The organism is Actinoplanes xinjiangensis (assembly GCF_003148685.1).
GTDB lineage: Bacteria > Actinomycetota > Actinomycetes > Mycobacteriales > Micromonosporaceae > Actinoplanes > Actinoplanes xinjiangensis.
The window spans coordinates 71,958-89,654 of the sequence record NZ_QGGR01000029.1 but is presented as its reverse complement, the minus strand read 5'-3'; the positions used below and the strand labels follow the sequence as shown (position 1 = coordinate 89,654).

The window sequence follows — 17,697 nt, the reverse complement described above, 5'->3', positions numbered from 1 at the left end:
GAGACCGCCACCCGTCTGGTTCAGGTCCAGCTGAGGATCTTCTTGCGCCAGGCGTAGAGGATGCCGAGCGCGAGCACCGCGACGAAGATGCCCATCTCCGCGATGGAGAGACCGCCGAAACCGGGACGATCGAAGATCAGCGCCCACGGGAAGAGAAAAACCGCCTCAACAGCGAAAAGGACATAAAGGTACGCGTACACGTAATACCGGATCTGCGCCTGCGCCCAGTCGCCCCCGACCGGATCGATGCCGCTCTCGTAGGAGATCCGCTTGCCCGCCGGTTCCGCCGGACGGCCCGGCCGGAGCAGCCGGTTCGCACCGAACGCGGCGACGAACAGCAGCACACCGGCGGCCAGGACGAGACCGAGAAGCGCATACGAGCCCAGATATCCCTCCACGATCGTGCAGCCTACCGAAGAGCACTGGCCCGTCCGATACCCGATAGCTACTGTGGGCAACGGTCCGGGGCCCCTTCGTAAGGGGTGGCGACGTAGTGTGGAAGTGACGATCAGCGGGCCGGCTCATCGACGCTCGTGACGCAGCCGACCGCGCCTTTTGGAGGTTGAATCGTGGCCGCTCCCGAGAAGCGAGTCGAGAAGCGAGTCGAGCAACTGGACCGGGTGGTCATCCGTTTCGCCGGCGACTCCGGCGACGGCATGCAGCTCACCGGCGACCGGTTCACGTCGGAGACCGCACAACTCGGCAACGACATCTCGACGCTTCCGAACTTCCCGGCGGAGATCCGCGCACCAGCCGGGACCCTGCCCGGGGTCTCCAGCTTTCAGGTGCACTTCGCCGACTACGACATCCTGACCCCCGGCGACGCGCCGGACGTACTGGTGGCGATGAACCCGGCGGCACTCAAGGCCAACGTGGCCGACCTGCCCGCCGGGGCCGACATCATCGTCAACACCGACGAGTTCACCCGCCGCAACCTGACCAAGGTCGGTTACGCCGTCAGTCCCCTGGAGGACGGCTCACTCGACGGGTTCGCGGTGCACCCGGTGGCCCTCACCTCCCTGACCGTAGGCGCGCTGGCCGAGAGCGGCGTCTCGAAGAAGGACGGCGAGCGCGCCAAGAACATGTTCGCGCTGGGGCTGCTCAGCTGGATGTACTCGCGGCCGTACGAGTCGACGCTGCGGTTCCTGGAGCGCAAGTTCGCCAAGCGGCCCGACCTGGTCACGGCGAACAAGGAGGCGTTCCGGGCCGGGTGGAACTACGGCGAGACCACCGAGGCGTTCTCGGTGCGCTACGAGATCAAGCCGGCGAAGATGCCGGCCGGCACCTACCGCAACATCACCGGCAACCAGGCGCTCGCGCTCGGGCTGGTGGCCGCCGCGGTGCGCTCGAAACTGCCGCTGTTCCTCGGCGCCTACCCGATCACCCCGGCCTCCGACATCCTGCACGAGCTGTCCAAGCACAAGCGGTTCGGCGTCACCACGATGCAGGCCGAGGACGAGATCGCGGCGATCGGGGCGGCGCTCGGAGCCTCCTACGGCGGGGCACTCGGTGTCACCACCACCTCCGGCCCCGGCGTGGCCCTCAAGGGCGAGACCATCTCGCTCGCCATCGCCCTCGAACTGCCGTTGGTGGTCGTCGACGTGCAGCGGGCCGGCCCGTCGACCGGCATGCCGACCAAGACCGAGCAGGCCGACCTCAACATGGCGCTGTTCGGCCGGCACGGCGAGGCGCCCCTCGCGGTGATCGCGCCCAAGTCACCGTCCGACTGCTTCCACGCGGCGCTGGAGGCGGCCCGGATCGCGCTGACCTACCGCACCCCGGTGATCCTGCTGTCCGACAACTACGTGGCCAACGGCTCGGAGCCGTGGCTCCTGCCGTCCGTGGACGAGCTGCCCGATCTGCGGGTCTCGTTCGCCGCGGCGCCCAACACCCCCGACGGGCGCTTCCTGCCGTACCTCCGTGATCCGGAGACGATGGCGCGGCCGTGGGCCGTGCCCGGAACGCCCGGCCTGGAGCACCGCATCGGGGGTCTGGAGAAGGCCGACAAGACCGGTGACATCTCGTACGACCCGGCGAACCACGAATTCATGGTCCGCACCCGGCAGGCCCGCATCGACGCCATCCCGGTGCCCGAGCTGGACGTCGAGGACCCGTCCGAGGGTGCCCGGGTGCTGGTGCTCGGCTGGGGCTCCACCTACGGGCCGATCGGGGCCGCCTGCCGGGCGCTGCGCCAGCGTGGCCTCACCATCGCGCAGGCGCACCTGCGGCACCTGTCGCCGCTCCCCGCGAACCTCGGCGAGGTGCTCGCCGGCTACGACAAGGTCGTGATCCCGGAGATGAACCTCGGCCAGCTGGCCGCCGTGATCCGATCCCGATACCTTGTCGACGCGGTTTCGTTCAACCAGGTCAGCGGCCTGCCGTTCACCGCGGCGACGCTGGAGAGCATGCTGGAGGACGTGGTCAAGAATGGCTGAGACGGTCGCTCTGAAACTGACCGCCAAGGACTTCAAGTCCGATCAGGAGGTCCGCTGGTGTCCCGGCTGCGGTGACTACTCGATCCTCGCGGCGATGCAGCGGTTCATGCCGGAACTGGGCATCCCGCGCGAGAAGATCGTCTTCGTCTCCGGGATCGGCTGTTCGTCGCGGTTCCCGTACTACATGAACACGTACGGGATGCACTCCATCCACGGGCGCGCCCCGGCGATCGCGACCGGCCTGTCGGCGTCCCGCCCCGACCTGAACGTCTGGGTGGTGACCGGCGACGGCGACGCGCTGTCGATCGGCGGCAACCACCTGATCCACGCCCTCCGGCGCAACGTGAACCTGAAGATCCTGCTGTTCAACAACCGGATCTACGGCCTCACCAAGGGTCAGTACTCGCCGACCTCGGAAATCGGCAAGATCACCAAGTCGACGCCGACCGGCTCGGCGGACACGCCGTTCAACCCGCTCTCGCTGGCGCTGGGTGCCGAGGCCACGTTCGTCGCCCGGACCATCGACTCGGACGCCAGGCACCTGCAGTCGGTGCTGCGGGCGGCGGCCGAGCATCAGGGCTCCGCGTTCGTCGAGATCTACCAGAACTGCAACATCTTCAACGACGGCGCCTTCGACCTGATCAAGGACTCCGACACCCGCGACCAGCACCTGATCCGGCTCGAGCAGGGCCAGCCGATCACCGTCGGGAACCTCAACGTCGTACACCCGGAGGGCAGTTTCGGTCTGAAGGTCCAGGAGGGTGGCACGCCGATCATCCACGACGCGACCGTGGACGACCCGGCCTACGCGTTCGCGCTCAGCCGCCTCTCCGGCTCGGATCTGAACACCACACCGATCGGCGTGTTCCGTAACGTCCAGCGCCCGTCCTACGACGAGATCGTCCGCAAACAGGTGCTCGACGCGCAGGCGCAGGCCACCGGCACCCCCGAGGAGATGCTCGATCAGCTTCTCGGCAGCGGGGACACCTGGACGATCATCTAGAAGCTGACCCCGCTGGGGACGGACTCGTCGTCGCGGATGTAGACGAGCAGGTCGCCGGTCTCGATCGTGACGATCTGCTCGCCACCGAGCGGCAGGACCTTGCCCCGGCGGATCAGCGCCACCACCAGGGTCGGCAGCTCCCGCGGATTGCGGCCCACCTCGGCCCGCTCCGCCGACCGCATCGCCAGCGCCATGCCCTGACCGGGGGTCAGCAGATCCTCCACCACGTCGATCAGCGGCGGCGCGGTCGTCGTCAGGCCCAGCAGCCGGCCCGCCGTCGACGACGACACGATCACGTGATGGGCGCCGCTCTGCTTCAGCAGGGCGGCGTTCTCCTGCTCGCGGACCGCCGCGATGATCCGCACCTGGCCGGCCGTCAACTGGCGCACCGTCAACGTGATCAGCACCGACGACTCGTCCCGGTCGGTGGCGATGATGACCGACTTGGCGTTCTTCACATCCGCCTCGTTCAGCACCGACGACCGGGTCGCATCACCCTCGATGACGACGAAACCACTGGCCGCGGCCTGCCGGACACCGACCTCCCGGTTCTCCACGATGACGATCCGGGCCTTGTCATACCCCGTCTCCAGCAGCGCGGCGACCGCGGCCCGGCCCTTGGTGCCGTAGCCGCAGATGATCACGTGGTCCTTCAACTTGCGCCTCCACCGGCTGACCCGAAGGCCCTTGCGGTACTGGTCGGTCAGCACCTCCAGTGTGGTGCCGACCAGGATGATCAGGAAGAGGACCCGGGCGGGCGTGATGAACAGGACGTTCACCAGCCGGGCCGACTGGGTCTCCGGCGTGATGTCGCCGTAGCCGGTGGTGGAGAGCGAGACGACCGCGTAGTAGAAGCAGTCGAGCAGGGTGAGGCCGTCCTCGTTGACGTCCCGGTAGCCGTCCCGGTCGATGTAGATCACCCCGACCGCGAGCAGCACCAGGGAGGTCGCCATCAACAAACGGACCCCGAGGGCCCGTAACGGTCCCTGCCGGACCAGAGGTAGATGAATCATGGAACAGCTCGCACGCGATCACCTTAACGGTCAAGCTGAAGGACGTATCCCAGCACATCACATCAGTCACCGGCCGCGCGTCGGAGGTCTCACATGCGCCACATGACGGTTACCGCGCTCCTCGCGGTCGTCCTCGTCCCGGCCCCGCCCGCGGCGGCCGCATCGACCGGCACCGAGCCGACCCGTGACGAGGTCCTGGCGAGCTGGACACAACCGACCGCGGAGAGCACCGCCGCCTGGAAGGCCGCCCGCCGTCAGCAGGACAGGTGGGCCGTCTACCGTTTCGACTGGTCCAGCGACGTGTGTACGCGCGCGCCCGACACCCCGGTCGGCTTCGATTTCGCCGACGCCTGCCGGCACCACGACTTCGGCTACCGCAACTACCGGCACGACCTCGCCCGCCACAAGGACCGCATCGACGAGGTCTTCCGCGCCGACCTGCGCCGCGTCTGCGACGCCCGGCACATGCTCGCGCAACCCTTCTGCAACGGCATCGCGTTCACCTACTACGAGACGGTGCGGTTCCTGCCGAGAACATAGATCATCCGGTACGCCCGGAAACGCCCACGAAAGCAGTTCACGCCCGTTCCGCCCGCGCCCCGCGACGCCGGCGGCCGGTCCCGGCCGACAGCGCGACCGCCGGGCGTATGCGGTGGGGACGGCCGGTGGCGTACCCCATGATCATCTGAGCGAACCGCGTCATCCGACTGTCTGCGTGAACCGCATCATCTGACTATCTGCGCGAACCGTGCGGCACCGTTCTCCAGGTCGGGGTGTTCGACTGCCAGAGCCATGGCGACTATCCGGTCGAAGCCGATGCCGGCGCCGTCGGCGTAGGCCGCGTCGAAGGCGATGTCGCCGAGCGCCGCCCGCAGCGCCGCCTGCTGCGCCGACCAGAAGGCGCCGAACGACGCGGTCCGGCGGGCTCCGCGGGCCGCCTCCGCGCCCCCGAACAGCACCGTCGCGGTCGCCGGGTCACCGCCGAGCACACAGCGGACCGCGATCGCCGCCACCGCGTCGGCGGCCGCACCGCGGAATCCGTGCCGCAGCCGGGACCGCAACGCCACCACCAGATGATCGTGGGCGGCCACCAGGTCGCCGCGGCGTAGCGCGACCATGCCGAGCAGCCAGTCGACGGCACGGCGGCCACGGTCCTCGGGACGGGCGGCCTCCAGGTGACGGGCGGCGCCCAGCAGTTCGGCCGCCTCATTCAGTGCGTCGCGGCGCCAGAGCAGTTCGGCCAGGGTCAGAACGGCGGGAAAGGCGGTGTTCGGTACACCGGCGCGGTCGGCCAGCGCGATCGCCTCACGACAGTCGCGCTCGGTGGCACGGGGGTCGTCGCCGGCCAGAGTCAGACGGGCGATCCGGATCCGGAGGCGCAGGGCCGTCTCGCCGGGGCGCTCGCCGTCGGTGGTGAGCTTCCCGGCCGCCTCGGTGGTTGCCGTGCCGGCGGTCGTTGCGGTGTCGGCGGCCGCTGAGGTGATCTCGGGGGCTCCTGCTTCCACGATCCCGGCGGTCCCTGCTGCGGCGGCCCGGGCGGCTCCCGCGGCTTCGGTGGCTCCCGCGCCTTTTTCGGTGGCTCCCGCGCCTTGGGTGGCTCCCGCGCCTTGGGTGGCTCCCGCGGATTCGGTGGCTTCGGTGGCCTTGGTGGCGGACCGAGGGCTTCCCGACTCGGCGGTGGGCCCGGCTCCCGCGGCGGACCGGGCGGCTCCCGGTTCCACGGCAGTCCCGGTGGCAGAGCGGGCGGCTCCGGTTCCGGCTCCGGCTTCGGCGGCCCCGGCGGCTTCGGCGGTGGCCTCGGCTAGGGTCAGGTAGTGGTCCTGTTCGGTGCGGTCGGCGGTGAGTCCGGCGTGCACGAGATAGGCCGCGGCCAGGTTGGGCGGGATGCCGCCGGCGGGCAGGTGCCGGTAGAGGGCGGCGAGCAGCTCCCGGCCCTCGAGGGTGTCGCCGTGTTCGCGCCACCACGGGTCGAGGGCGGTCGCCAGCCGCAGTCCGGCGGTCACGTCACCGGTCTCGGCGGCCCAGCGCAGCGCCGTCTGCCACTCGGCCACGTAGGGGCTCAACTCGGTCAGGGAGAGCGTGCGGACCTGGTCGTCGGTGTCCACGGTGACCCGGTCGAGGGTGTGCAGTGACCAGGTGAGGTGCCGGTCCCGGGCGGCCCCCTCGCCGCCGGTCGCCGCGAGACGGCGCAGCGCGTAGGCGCGGACCTGTTCGGACAGCCGGTAACGGGGGCCGGGCGTCACCTCGACCAGCGACTTGTCGGCCAGTTCGGAGAGGGCGCTCAGGGCTTCCGGGTCGTACCACTCGACGGTTGCGAGATCGACCGGGCCGGCGAAGACGGCGAGGCGGTGCAGCAGGTCGGCGGCGCGGCTGCTCAGCGTCCGGTAGGACCAGGTCAGGTTGTTGGCGAGGCTGGCGTGCCGGCCGTCACCGGCGGCGTCGTTGTCGAGCGCACCGAGCGGGTCGTCGAGACGCCGGGCCAGTTGTTCGGCCGGAAGCAGCCGCAGCCGCGCCGCGGCCAGCTGGATCACCAGCGGCGAACCCTCCAGACGGGCGGCCAGCCGGGCCAGTTGCGGGTCACCGTCGCCCGGACGTCCCCCCTGCGCGGCCGCCGCCCGGTCCCGGAGCAGCGCGAACGCGTCGGCCGGCACGAGCGGCGGAATCCGCCACACGGTCTCCCCGGCGAGCGCGAGCGGCGCCCGGGCGGTGGCCAGCACGTCGAGGCGGCGGCAGCGGCTGAGCAGCCGGTGCACCAGCGTGGTGGTGAGGGCGGGCGCGGCCTCACACGTCTGCAGCACCACCAGCATGCGGCGCTCGGCGCACTCCTCGACCAGCGTGTCGATCATCGGCCGACCCGGTTCGGGGCGCAGGCCGAGCGACGCGGCCAGGGCATTCGGCAGGCCTTTCGCCGCGTTCGCCGCATCGATCGTCCAGACCCCGCCGGGGTACGCCGGAAGCAACTGCTCGGCCACGGCATGAGTGAGGCGCGTCTTGCCCGATCCGCCGGGACCGACGACCGTGACCAGACGGTGGCGGCTGATCAGCGCGGCCAGCTCGGACAGTTCGGACCGGCGCCCGACGAACGGGGCGTGCTCGGCCGGAAGGTTGTGCCGGGGCGCCTCCGCGGTCCGCGGGCGGGGGAAGTCCCGCTCCAGGCCCGGCGCCACCACCTGGAACAGGCGCTCGTCGTCGTCGAAGCCGCGCAGCCGGTAGGCGCCGAGGTCGAGCAGATCCACGGTGGCCAGCGTGGCGGCGGCCGCGGCACCGGTCGTCCCGCCTGCGGTGGCGGCGTAAGTGGCGGTCACCGCGAGGGCCGTCGCCTCCGAGCAGAGCACCTGGCCACCATGGGCGGCAGCGGACACCCGCGCGGCCCGGTGCACTTCGGCGCTCGCGTACTCCTGGCCGATCGGCACGGCCCGACCGGTGTGCAGCCCCATCCGGACCCGGGGGACCGCGTCGTCGCGGGGCCAGTCATGTGCGGACAGTCGGCGCTGCGCTTCGACACACGCCGCCACCGCCGCGTCGGCGTTCGAGAAGGCCACGAAAAAGGAGTCACCCTCAGTGAGAAGCTCGACACCATCAAAGTCGTCGAATACTCCGCGTAGCACTGCTCGATGCGCTCCGAGAACCGTCCGATACGTCTCACCGAGCATCCGGGCAAGTCGTGTCGAGCCCTCGATGTCGGTGAACATAAAGGTCACCAGGCCACTGGGTAGCTCGATCCGTCCCGACACGGTGGAACCTCCGCCCCCTTTGGGAAGTCGCGAATGATGCTGCCGTTTCTCTGCGTCACCGCCCATCGTAGAAACGGACGGTAATCACGTGCCCGCCACGGCCGACCCCTTACGGACGACATCCGGATCGCGGCATCGACCGGAGGCATACGGGACTACGCGTCTCGTAACGAAAGAGATCGAACGCGGAAACGCCGCGCGCGGCCAAAACCGCGGGGGCGGCCGGGAGTACCCGTACGGGGCAATGAAATGCCACCGCGAGCAAGGAGAGGGTCACCGGCCGAAGTCGACAGCCGCGCGGCCGACCGGAGCGATCGCGCGGCACCGGAACCGGTCAGCAGCCGCAGCCCCCACCGCAACAGCCGCCACCACCGCCGCCGGACGGCCGCGGTGTGGCCGCGCCGCCACGTCCGGTGACGGCGACTGTGGACAGCAGCTTGACGGTGTCGGCGTGCCCCTGCGGGCAGGCCGCCGGGTCGGTGGCCGCACGCATCGGACGACTCACCTCGAACGTGGCGCCGCACGCGCGGCACCGGAACTCATAACGCGGCATCCGACCAGCGTAGGGCCCGTGCGGCCGGGCGCGCACGGCGAGTTCGGTGAGGCGTTGCCGGACCGTTGCGCAGGCGTTGTCCACAGGCGGCCGGCGTCCCTCCCGAGAGTGGTTTCCGGCGGGTAGGGTCGACCCGTGGTAGAGGCGTCGTACAACCCAGCAGAGCGACCGGAGTTGCGATCCGCGGCGCCGCATCAGGGTGGGCCGCTGGGCAGTTCCGGGGCGGCCCCGGGGCGCGCCGGCTCGTCCGGGTCCGCCTCGGATGCCACGACGCCGCCGGCGACGGCCGAGGCGAAACCCGACACGACGGCAGCTGAGACGGTCCCGGCCGCGCCCGCCCCCAGGACACCGGCCGACGCGGTCACCGGCGGGACCGGTCCCGAAACGTCGGCCGCCGACGCGGGTCCGGCAGGAACGGGCGGCGAAACGCCGGCCCCCGCGGCAGGCGCAAGCGAAACGCGGCCTGAAACGCCGGTCGCGAGCAAGGGGACGCCGTCCACTGATCAGGCTGAATCCTCGCCAGAGGCGGTCAAACCGTCCGAAGTCATGGCCAAGCAGGAGACCGCGGCGACGGCGACACCGGACGTGGGTAAGACCCCCGGCGGGGCCGAGCTGAAATCTGCCGACCAGGCGAAGGACGTCACCGCTTCCCCGACCGACCCCGTCAAGGCTGCCGAGGCAGCGAAGCCGACGGGCGACGCCAAACCGACCAGCGACACGAAACCAGCCGGCGACACGAAGCCAACCGGCGACACCAAGCCAACAAGCGACGCGAAACCAGCCGGCGACGCCAAACCGACCACCAGCGCGGAACCAGCCGGCGATGCCAAGCCAACCGGCGACGCGAAGGCGGCCGGCGACGCGAAGGCGGCCGGCGACGCGAAGGCGGCCGGCGACGCGAAACCGACCGGGGACACCAAAGCGGCCGGGGATGCGAAGCCCACCGGGGATACGGCCACCGCGGGTGCCGCCGGTGCAACGGGTGCCGCCGGGGCCGCCGGTGCCGCAAAGGTCGGGGGTGTCGCAGGGGCCGCGGGTGCCGGGGCGGCGGTCAAGGCTCGCCGCCGGTTCCGGCCACTGCATGCCACCGGCCGAGGCGCCCGCGCGGTGGCCACCTGGACGAGGGGCCCGGCCGGCCGGGTGGTGGTGCCGGGCGTGCTGGTGGCGACGCTGGTCGTGCTGGCCGGCTCGTTCGGGGCCTATCTGGTGCCGCAGGCCCTGGAGGCCACGCCCGCGCCCAGTGCCACGCCGACGTTCGGAGCCGACCCGCAGGGTTCGGTGCCGCCGGCCGTCGGGGCGTCACCGGGGAGCGGGGCCGGCCTGCCGGGCGCGGGGACCGTACCGGGCCTGCCGGGCCTGCCGGGGGCGACCGGCCTGCCGGGTGTCCCCGGGTCGACAGGTCTGCCGGGTGTCCTGCCCACGCAGCCCGCGGTGAACGCGGCCCGGCCGGCGGACGCGCTGGCCTCGTGGGCGGAGCAGGCCGGCACCCGGGTGGGTATCCCGGTGGTGGCGGTGCAGGCCTACGGCTACGCCGAGCTGGTGCTGGCGCAGACCAACCCGGGCTGCCGCCTGGAGTGGACGACCCTGGCCGCGATCGGCAAGGTGGAGTCGTCACACGGCAGCTTCAACGGGGCGGTGCTGGGTGCCGACGGGGTGGCGCAGCCGACGATCCTCGGTCTGCCGCTGGACGGTCAGGGTGGACGTCAGATGATCGCGGACACCGACCGTGGCGCGCTGGACCAGGACACCACGTATGACCGGGCGATCGGGCCTATGCAGTTCATCCCGGCGACCTGGAAGGAGACGGCGGTGGACGCCGACCGGGACGGGGTGGCGAACCCGAACGACATCGACGACGCGGCGCTGACCGCGGCGACCTACCTGTGCAAGGGCAGTCGCGACCTGTCCAAGCCCGACTCGTGGTGGGACGCGATCCTGTCGTACAACGCGGTCCGGCCGTACGCGCAGAAGGTGTTCGCGACCGCGCAGGACTATGGGATGCGCAGCAGACTGTGAAGCCTTCGAGCCCCGAGACATCGGCGATCATAGCGACGCTCCGTGAGCGCTGACGTACTTTTGCGTGGTCAGCACTTCCCTGAAGGTCTCACAAACGGCACGATGTACGAGTGAGGGTGCGTGAATGGGATCCCCGCTCCGCGTCCGCGACCGAGGTCAACTCGCTCGTGGAGGCGGTGAACGCGGTCCTGGCGGTCGATCTCCCGGATGATCCACCCTGGCGAGACGTGCAGGTCAGGGAGTATCTCGCCGAAACCATGCCCGGTGAACGCCGGATCACCTGGGTGGCCGAGGACGATCGCCTGCCGGAGGGTACGGGGAAGATCTTCGGGCACGTGAACATTCTGCTGCTCGGCGACATCGGTGTGCTCGAGGTCCTGGTTCGCCCCGAGTTGCGCCGTCGTGGGCTGGGCCGGCAGTTGGTGGCAGTGGCGGCCCGTCGCGCCTATCTGGAGGGTTTCTCCTCGATCGGGGTGGAGGCGATCGGCGGCACGTCGGCGATTCCCTTCTACCAGTCTCTCGGTTTCGAGCGGGAGTATGTGGAGACCCGCAGCGTCCTCAGCCTGGACACGGTGGACTGGCCGGCGCTGGCCGGGATGGCGAACGGGATCAGCGCGGGATACCGGATCGAGTATCACCCGGGCGGCCCGGCGGACCATCTGCTCGCCGCATACGCGCAGGCCAAGGCGGAGGCGCAACGCGACGACGACGACCTGGACCTGGCGCCCCGCTCGTCGGATCCGCAGCGGCTGCGTGAGTCGCTGGAGACGCTGCACCGGCGCGGGCTGAAACCTTACATCGTGCTGGCGATCCACGAGGCGACCGGCCACGTGGCCGGGCTGACCGAGGTGGTGGTCCCGGCGCAGCACCCGGAGCGGGCCGATCAGTACGACACGATCGTCGTCCGGGAGCACCGCGGTTACGGCATCGACCGGGCGATCAAGGCGCGGATGCTGTTCGAGCTGCGGGCCGCCGAGCCGACGCTGCGCCAGGTCCAGACGTGGAACGCGCAGCACAACGAGTCGATGCTGAAGGTCAACGCGGAGCTGGGCTATCAGTCCGACCGGGACTGGTTCGAGTACATCGCCGACGTCACCCAGCTGGTCCAGTCGCTGGAGCCGACCGGGTAGGAACCGGCCGGCCCGACGGCGTACCCGCTAGAAGCGGTTTCGGATGAGCTGGGCCGCCTCGGTGGCCCAGTACGTCAGGGTGATCTGGGCGCCGGCGCGCTTGATCGACGTGAGGGACTCGAGGATGACGCGTTCGCGGTCGATCCAGCCGTTGGCGGCGGCGGCCTCGACCATCGCGTACTCGCCGGAGACCTGGTAGGCGGCGACCGGGACGGTGACGCGGTCCCGGATCGCGGCGATGATGTCCAGGTAGGGCAGGGCCGGCTTGACCATGACGATGTCGGCACCCTCGGCGATGTCGAGGTCGACCTCGCGCAGGGCCTCGCGGACGTTCGGCGGGTCCTGCTGGTACTGCCGGCGGTCGCCCTGGAGCGTCGATTCGACGGCTTCCCGGAACGGTCCGTAGAAGGCGCCCGCATACTTCGCGGAGTAGGCGAGGATCGCGACGTCCTGGTGACCGGCCGCGTCGAGGGCCTTGCGGATGACGCCGATCTGGCCGTCCATCATGCCGGACGGGCCGACCATGTGGGCGCCGGCGTCGGCCTGCGCGACCGCCATGTCGGCATAGACGGCCAGGGTGGCGTCGTTGTCGACCGAGCCGTCACCGGCGAGCACCCCACAGTGGCCGTGCGAGGTGAACTCGTCGAGGCACAGGTCGCTCATGATGACCGTGGCGTCGCCCAGCTCGGCCTTGAGGTCGCGGAGACCGAGATTGAGGACGCCGTCGGGGTCGAGGCCGGCCGAACCCGTCTCGTCCTTGTTGGCGTTGTCCGGTACGCCGAACAGCATCAGGCCGCCGACGCCCGCCTCGACCGCTTCGGCCGCGGCCTTGCGCAGCGACTCGCGGGAGTGCTGGACGACGCCGGGCAGTGAGCTGATCGGTCTCGGCTCGCTCAGGCCCTCTTTCAGGAAGAGCGGCAGGATCAGCTCGGACGGGGCGAGGCGCGTCTCCTCGACCAGGCGGCGGATGGCGGGGGTGCGCCGCAGACGGCGCGGGCGGATGTCAGGGAAGGACATCGGGGCTCCCTTTTGGTGGGCCGGACCGGGCCGGCCCACCACAGACGGTCAGCGGAAACGAAGAGCCGTCGGGCCCTGCACCTTGGAGCCGCGGCGCTGCTTGGCCGGCATGGCGGCCAGCTTCTCGCGGAGCTCCAGAGCGTACTCGGCGAGCGCCTCGACCAGGTCGGGCACCGAGGCGTTCTGCGGCTGGGTGTCGACCCGGAGGCCGAACTCGACGGCGGTCTCGGCGGTCTTCGGGCCGATCACCGCGACGACCGTGCGGGCGTGCGGCTTACCGGCGATGCCGACCAGGTTGCGGACGGTCGAGGACGAGGTGAAGAGCACCGCGTCGAAGCCGCCGGACTTGATCGCGTCGCGGATCTCGGCGGGCGGCGGGGCGGCGCGGACGGTCCGGTACGCCGTGACGTCGTCCACCTCCCAGCCACGCTCGATGAGCCCGGCCGCGAGGGTCTCGGTCGCGATGTCGGCACGGGGCAGCAGCACCCGGCCGACCGGGTCGAGGATCTCGTCGTGCGGGGAGAACTCGGCCAGCAGACCGTCGCTGGACTGCTCGCCGGCCGGGATCAGCTCCGGCTGGATGCCGAACGCGCGAACCGCGTCGGCGGTGGCCTCGCCGATGCACGCGATCTTCACGCCGCCGAAGTGCCGGGCGTCGAGACCGTGCTCGCCGAACTTCTCCCAGACCGCGCGGACCGCGTTGACCGAGGTGAAGATGACCCACGCGTACCGGCCGTCGACCAGGCCCTTGACGGCCCGCTCCATCTGCGCCGGGGTGCGCGGCGGCTCGACCGCGATGGTCGGCACCTCGCACGGGATCGCGCCGTAGGCACGGAGCCGGGCGGACATCGCGCCGGCCTGCTCCTTGGTCCGCGGGACGAGGACCTTCCAGCCGTACAGCGGGCGATTCTCCCACCAGCTCAGGCTGTCGCGCTCGGCGACGTCGGAGCCGACGGTGAGGACGACCCGGCCGGTGAAGCCGAGCGCCGCGGCGACGAAGCTGTCCACCGTCGAGGTGGTCGTGTACTGCGTCTCACCGGTGCCGTCGCCGGTCACGCCGACCGGGACACCCGGCTCGACACCGGCCGCGAGCAGCCCGTCACGGACGGCGGCGAGGTCGCCGGCGTCCACGGCCACGGCGAAGGAGCCCTTCTGGGCGGCCGTGGCGAGCGCGTCGAAGTCGAGGTTGGTGACGTCGTCGACGTCGGCGGCGACCCGCACCCCGGGCAGCGGCACACCGGCGTAGGCGGCGACGCCCTCGGCCTGGCCGATGCCGGGGATCACCTCGAAGTGCACCGCGGTCCGCGCGACCGCCTGCACCTCCTTGACCACCGAGTCGTGGCCGAACGGGTCACCGGCGACGAGGTGTACGGCGGACAGACCCGACTTGGCCGCGGAGAGCAGCACCTTGGCGACGTCACCGGGGGCGCCTTCGGCCGGGCTGAACTGCGCGTCCTCCTTGGCGTCGGAACGGAGCGCGCTGAGCAGGGATTCGGGCACGCCGCGGTCGTAGACCACCTGGTCGGCATCGGTCAGCGCCGCATACGCGCGGCGGGTCAGCAGCTCCGGGTCGCCGGGTCCGGCGCCGATGAACGCGATGCGTCCGGCTGGCTTACGGGCGGTGCGGGTGGTCATTCTGTGCTCCCCATCAGGGTATCGGCTCCGGCGTCGAGGAGATCGATGGCAAGTGCCTTGCCGATCTCCGCCGCGCCGGCGGGCGTTCCGGTGCGCGACAGTCGGACGGCTCGGACACCATCCGGGCTGATCACGGCACCGCGCAGGTAGATCTCGTCACCGTCGTCGCCCTCGGCGATCTCGGCGTGTGCCGCGACCGGGGCGGAGCACCCGGCCTCGAGCGTGGCGAGCATCGACCGCTCCGCCGTCACGGCGGAGCGGGTCGGTGCGTGATCGAGAACGGACAGCAACTCGATCAGGTCGGTGTTGTCGGCCCGGCACTCCACGGCCAGCGCACCCTGAGCCGGGGCGGGCAGCATGAGCATCGGGTCGAGCGTCTCGGTGATCTCCGCGAATCGACCGAGACGTGCCACTCCGGCCCGGGCGAGAACGACGGCATCGAGATCTGCCTCGGGTCCGAGTACCCGGGCGATTCGCGAGTCGACGTTTCCTCGGATCGGCGTGACCTGCAACTCTAGGCCCAAGGCATGCAATTGCGCGATTCGGCGCACCGCACCGGTGCCGATGGTCGAGCCCGGGGGCAGTTCGGCCAGGGTCAACCCGTCGCGGGCGATCAGGGCGTCCCGGGGGTCCTCCCGCACCGGCACCGCGGCGATGTGCAGGCTGGAGGGCTCGGCGGTGGGGAGGTCCTTGTACGAGTGGACGGCGAAGTCGATCTCGCCGGCCAGCAGCGCGTCCCGCAGCGCGGAGACGAACACACCCACGCCGAGCTCGGCGACCGGCGCGGACGAACGGTCACCGGGAGTGACGATCCGGACCAGCTCGACCGGGCGGCCGGTGGCGGCGGTCAGCGCGTCGGCGACCATCTGCGACTGGGTGAGCGCCAGAGCGCTTCCCCGCGTACCGAGACGCAGCGTCATGCTTTCCCCCCGATCTCAGGTACCGCGTCGGCCTGGGTGGCGAGCGGGACGTCCAGGTCGAACAGTTCACGGAGCAGTGCCGCGTACTGGTCGCCGCCGGGTTCGGCGGCGAGCTGGCGGACACGCACGGTGGGCGAGTGCAGCAACTGCTGGACGACCCGGTGCAGGGTACGGGAAACATCCGCCCGCTGCTCCTCGGTGAATTCCGGCCGCCGGGACATCAGCTTGCGCATCTCCGCCGACACGACGTCCTCGGCGCGGGTGCGCAGCGCGGCCACGGTGGGCGCGATCTCGGACCCGCGCATCCAGCCGAGGAAGTTGTCGACCTCGCCGGCGACGATCTGCTCGACGGCCGCGGTCTCGGCCGCCGCCGGGTTGGACCGGCGGCTGTTGGCCAGGCTGTCGATGTCGATCACGGTCAGGCCCGGCAGGCCGGCGGCGTCGGGCGCCACGTCGCGCGGGACGGCCAGGTCGAGGACGATCAGGTCCTTGCCGACCCGCTCGAGGCGCTCGCGGGTGAGGACCGGCACGGTGGAGGCGGTGGCGCACACCACGATGTCGACCTCACGCAGCACCGCGTCGAGCTGATCGAACGGGATCGCGGTGGCACCGTAGGCCTCGGCGAGCCGGTCGGCGCGGTCGTGGCTGCGGTTGGTGATCCGCAGCGGGCCGACACCGTTGCGGGTGAGCGTGGCCACCGACAGCGACCCCATCGCCCCGGCCCCGATGATCAGGGCGGGCCGGCCGGTCAGGTCACCGCCGAGATGGTCGGCGGCGACGTCGAGGGCGGCCGTGACGACACTCTGCCCGGCCTTGTCGATGCCGGTCTCGGCGTGCGCCCGCTTACCCACCCGCAGCGTCTGCTGCATCAGCTCGTGCAGCAGGCGGCCGGCCGAGTCCACCTCGGTGGCCGAGTGGTACGCGTCGCGCAGCTGTCCGAGGATCTGGGCCTCGCCGACGACCATCGAGTCGAGGCCGGACGACACCCGGAACGAGTGCCGGACCGCGGCCTCGCCGTAGTGCACGTAGAGGTGGCCGGCCAGTTCGGTGGCCGGGATGCCGGAGTGCTCGGCCAGCACGTTGCAGATGTCGCCGAGGCCGCCGTGGAAGCCGCTGACCGCCGCGTAGACCTCGACCCGATTGCAGGTGGAGACGACGACGGCCTCCCCCACGTACGGCTGGGCGACCAGGCGCTGGAGCAGGTCCGGGACGGACGACTCGGGAATGACGAGGCGCTCGAGGACCGCGACGTCGGCCGTACGGTACGAGGCGCCGATGCTGAGCAGGTTCACGACCCGACCACCTCCTGATCGCCGCTCGCGGGTTGAGCCGAGCGACCCCCGGGCAGTGCGGTCAGAGACGCCTTGCGGTGCTCGTGGAACGAAAGGATCTGGAGCTCGATGGCCAGATCCACTTTACGGACGTCAACGTTGGACGGCACCGACAGAACCCCCGGGGCGAAATTGAGGATGCTTGTCACTCCCGCGGCGACCAGCGCGTCGGCGACCGCCTGCGCGGTGCCGGGCGGGGTGGCGATGACTCCGATCGCGATCGACTCCTCGGCGGCGACCCGCTCCAGGTCGTCGGTGTGCTGCACGGTGAGGCCGTTGATCTGCTCACCGACCTTCTTCGGGTCGGCGTCGAAGAGCGCCACCACCCGGAAGCCGCGACTCGCGAACCCGGCGTAACCGGCGAGGGCGTGCCCCAGGTTGCCGACGCCGACCAGGCAGACCGCGCGGTTCTTGTCGAGGCCGAGAATGTACTCGATCTGGTCGACCAGCAGGGCAACGTCGTAGCCGACGCCACGGGTGCCGTACGAGCCGAGGTGCGACAGGTCCTTGCGGAGTTTGGCCGAGTTGACCCCGGCGGCCGCGGCGAGACCCTCGCTCGACACCGTCTCCGCGCCGGTCTCGGCGAGGTGGTGAAGGGCACGAAGATACTCCGGCAGTCGCGCGATGGTCGCCTCCGGCAGATCCGGGAAGGCCGGGACGCCATCGGCTGCGCCGGGCGTGCTTCCGTGACGTTGCTGGCTCATCTGACTCCGTGCCGACGAGGCGAACCTGCGGTGAGCCCCGTCTGTGCGATACCGGTGGAACCCTCTTGGGGTGGCTGTGGTAGCGGGGCTCGTCGGAGTCACAGAGTAGGCGCTTGTGAAGGCGTGCACAAATCGCGATCTTGTCGGGACAATTGGACAAGATCGACCCGGCTGTGTTAGTCGGGCCGACCTGTCGAGTATTACCG

At 70.9% G+C, this 17,697-nt stretch carries 15 protein-coding genes; 5 read left to right on the top strand and 10 right to left on the bottom strand.

From position 1 onward, the window contains the following. Positions 1-20 precede the first annotated feature (20 nt). Complete coding sequence (ndhC, locus tag BC793_RS40140) at positions 21-398, bottom strand: NADH-quinone oxidoreductase subunit A (protein WP_109601854.1); 378 nt, start codon at positions 396-398, stop codon at positions 21-23. A gap of 171 nt (positions 399-569) precedes the next feature. Here ndhC and BC793_RS40135 point away from each other — a divergent pair, with 171 nt between their 5' ends. After that, positions 570-2,435, top strand: a complete 1,866-nt coding sequence (locus tag BC793_RS40135) for a 2-oxoacid:acceptor oxidoreductase subunit alpha (RefSeq protein WP_109601853.1) — start codon at positions 570-572, stop codon at positions 2,433-2,435. Beyond that, on the top strand, positions 2,428-3,438 hold the full coding sequence (locus BC793_RS40130; RefSeq protein WP_109601852.1) for a 2-oxoacid:ferredoxin oxidoreductase subunit beta: 1,011 nt from the start codon (positions 2,428-2,430) through the stop codon (positions 3,436-3,438). The genes BC793_RS40135 and BC793_RS40130 overlap by 8 nt, the downstream gene beginning before the upstream one ends. On the opposite strand, the gene BC793_RS40125 is transcribed toward BC793_RS40130, so the two are convergent. After that, the gene (locus BC793_RS40125; protein ID WP_109601851.1) at positions 3,435-4,451 is read right to left on the bottom strand and encodes a potassium channel family protein; all 1,017 of its coding nucleotides are present in this window, start codon (positions 4,449-4,451) and stop codon (positions 3,435-3,437) included. The two genes, BC793_RS40130 and BC793_RS40125, sit on opposite strands and share 4 nt — an antisense overlap. Positions 4,452-4,553: 102 nt before the next feature. Between BC793_RS40125 and BC793_RS40120 the strand changes: the two genes are divergently transcribed. After that, the gene (locus BC793_RS40120) at positions 4,554-4,991 is read left to right on the top strand and encodes a phospholipase (protein WP_239170562.1); all 438 of its coding nucleotides are present in this window, start codon (positions 4,554-4,556) and stop codon (positions 4,989-4,991) included. 185 nt (positions 4,992-5,176) lie between these two features. Here the strand turns inward: BC793_RS40120 and BC793_RS51940 are convergent, their stop codons facing one another. The 3 genes from BC793_RS51940 to BC793_RS49965 form a co-directional block, all read right to left on the bottom strand. After that, positions 5,177-8,185 carry an ATP-binding protein gene (locus BC793_RS51940; RefSeq protein ID WP_239170563.1) on the bottom strand — a complete coding sequence of 1,003 codons (3,009 nt, stop codon included), beginning with the start codon at positions 8,183-8,185 and terminating at the stop codon, positions 5,177-5,179. Positions 8,186-8,519: 334 nt separating this feature from the next. Then, positions 8,520-8,738: an FmdB family zinc ribbon protein gene (locus BC793_RS40105; protein WP_109601895.1), complete on the bottom strand. Its 219-nt coding sequence runs from the start codon at positions 8,736-8,738 to the stop codon at positions 8,520-8,522. 194 nt (positions 8,739-8,932) lie between these two features. After that, positions 8,933-9,103, bottom strand: coding sequence for a hypothetical protein (locus BC793_RS49965; protein ID WP_158319516.1), 171 nt, complete (start codon positions 9,101-9,103; stop codon positions 8,933-8,935). A 181-nt stretch (positions 9,104-9,284) separates the two neighbouring features. On the opposite strand from BC793_RS49965, the gene BC793_RS52535 reads away from it, so the two are divergent. Together BC793_RS52535 and BC793_RS40095 are read left to right on the top strand one after the other, a co-directional pair. After that, a complete protein-coding gene (locus tag BC793_RS52535) occupies positions 9,285-10,754 on the top strand; it encodes a lytic transglycosylase domain-containing protein (protein ID WP_109601849.1) in 1,470 nt (489 codons plus the stop codon). A 110-nt stretch (positions 10,755-10,864) separates the two neighbouring features. Beyond that, positions 10,865-11,884 carry a GNAT family N-acetyltransferase gene (locus BC793_RS40095; RefSeq protein ID WP_109601848.1) on the top strand — a complete coding sequence of 340 codons (1,020 nt, stop codon included), beginning with the start codon at positions 10,865-10,867 and terminating at the stop codon, positions 11,882-11,884. A 27-nt stretch (positions 11,885-11,911) separates the two neighbouring features. Here the strand turns inward: BC793_RS40095 and hemB are convergent, their stop codons facing one another. The 5 genes from hemB to BC793_RS40070 are packed head-to-tail and all read right to left on the bottom strand — an operon-like array spanning position 11,912 to position 17,491. Next, a complete protein-coding gene (hemB, locus tag BC793_RS40090) occupies positions 11,912-12,901 on the bottom strand; it encodes a porphobilinogen synthase (RefSeq protein ID WP_109601847.1) in 990 nt (329 codons plus the stop codon). A 48-nt stretch (positions 12,902-12,949) separates the two neighbouring features. Further along, on the bottom strand, positions 12,950-14,536 hold the full coding sequence (locus BC793_RS40085) for a bifunctional uroporphyrinogen-III C-methyltransferase/uroporphyrinogen-III synthase (protein WP_109601846.1): 1,587 nt from the start codon (positions 14,534-14,536) through the stop codon (positions 12,950-12,952). Continuing rightward, complete coding sequence (gene hemC, locus BC793_RS40080; protein ID WP_109601845.1) at positions 14,533-15,456, bottom strand: hydroxymethylbilane synthase; 924 nt, start codon at positions 15,454-15,456, stop codon at positions 14,533-14,535. Before hemC ends, BC793_RS40085 begins: the two co-directional genes overlap by 4 nt. After that, positions 15,453-16,748 carry a glutamyl-tRNA reductase gene (locus BC793_RS40075; RefSeq protein WP_109601844.1) on the bottom strand — a complete coding sequence of 432 codons (1,296 nt, stop codon included), beginning with the start codon at positions 16,746-16,748 and terminating at the stop codon, positions 15,453-15,455. The genes hemC and BC793_RS40075 overlap by 4 nt, the downstream gene beginning before the upstream one ends. Further along, positions 16,745-17,491 carry a redox-sensing transcriptional repressor Rex gene (locus BC793_RS40070; RefSeq protein WP_109601843.1) on the bottom strand — a complete coding sequence of 249 codons (747 nt, stop codon included), beginning with the start codon at positions 17,489-17,491 and terminating at the stop codon, positions 16,745-16,747. Before BC793_RS40070 ends, BC793_RS40075 begins: the two co-directional genes overlap by 4 nt. Between the last annotated feature and the right edge of the window lie 206 nt (positions 17,492-17,697).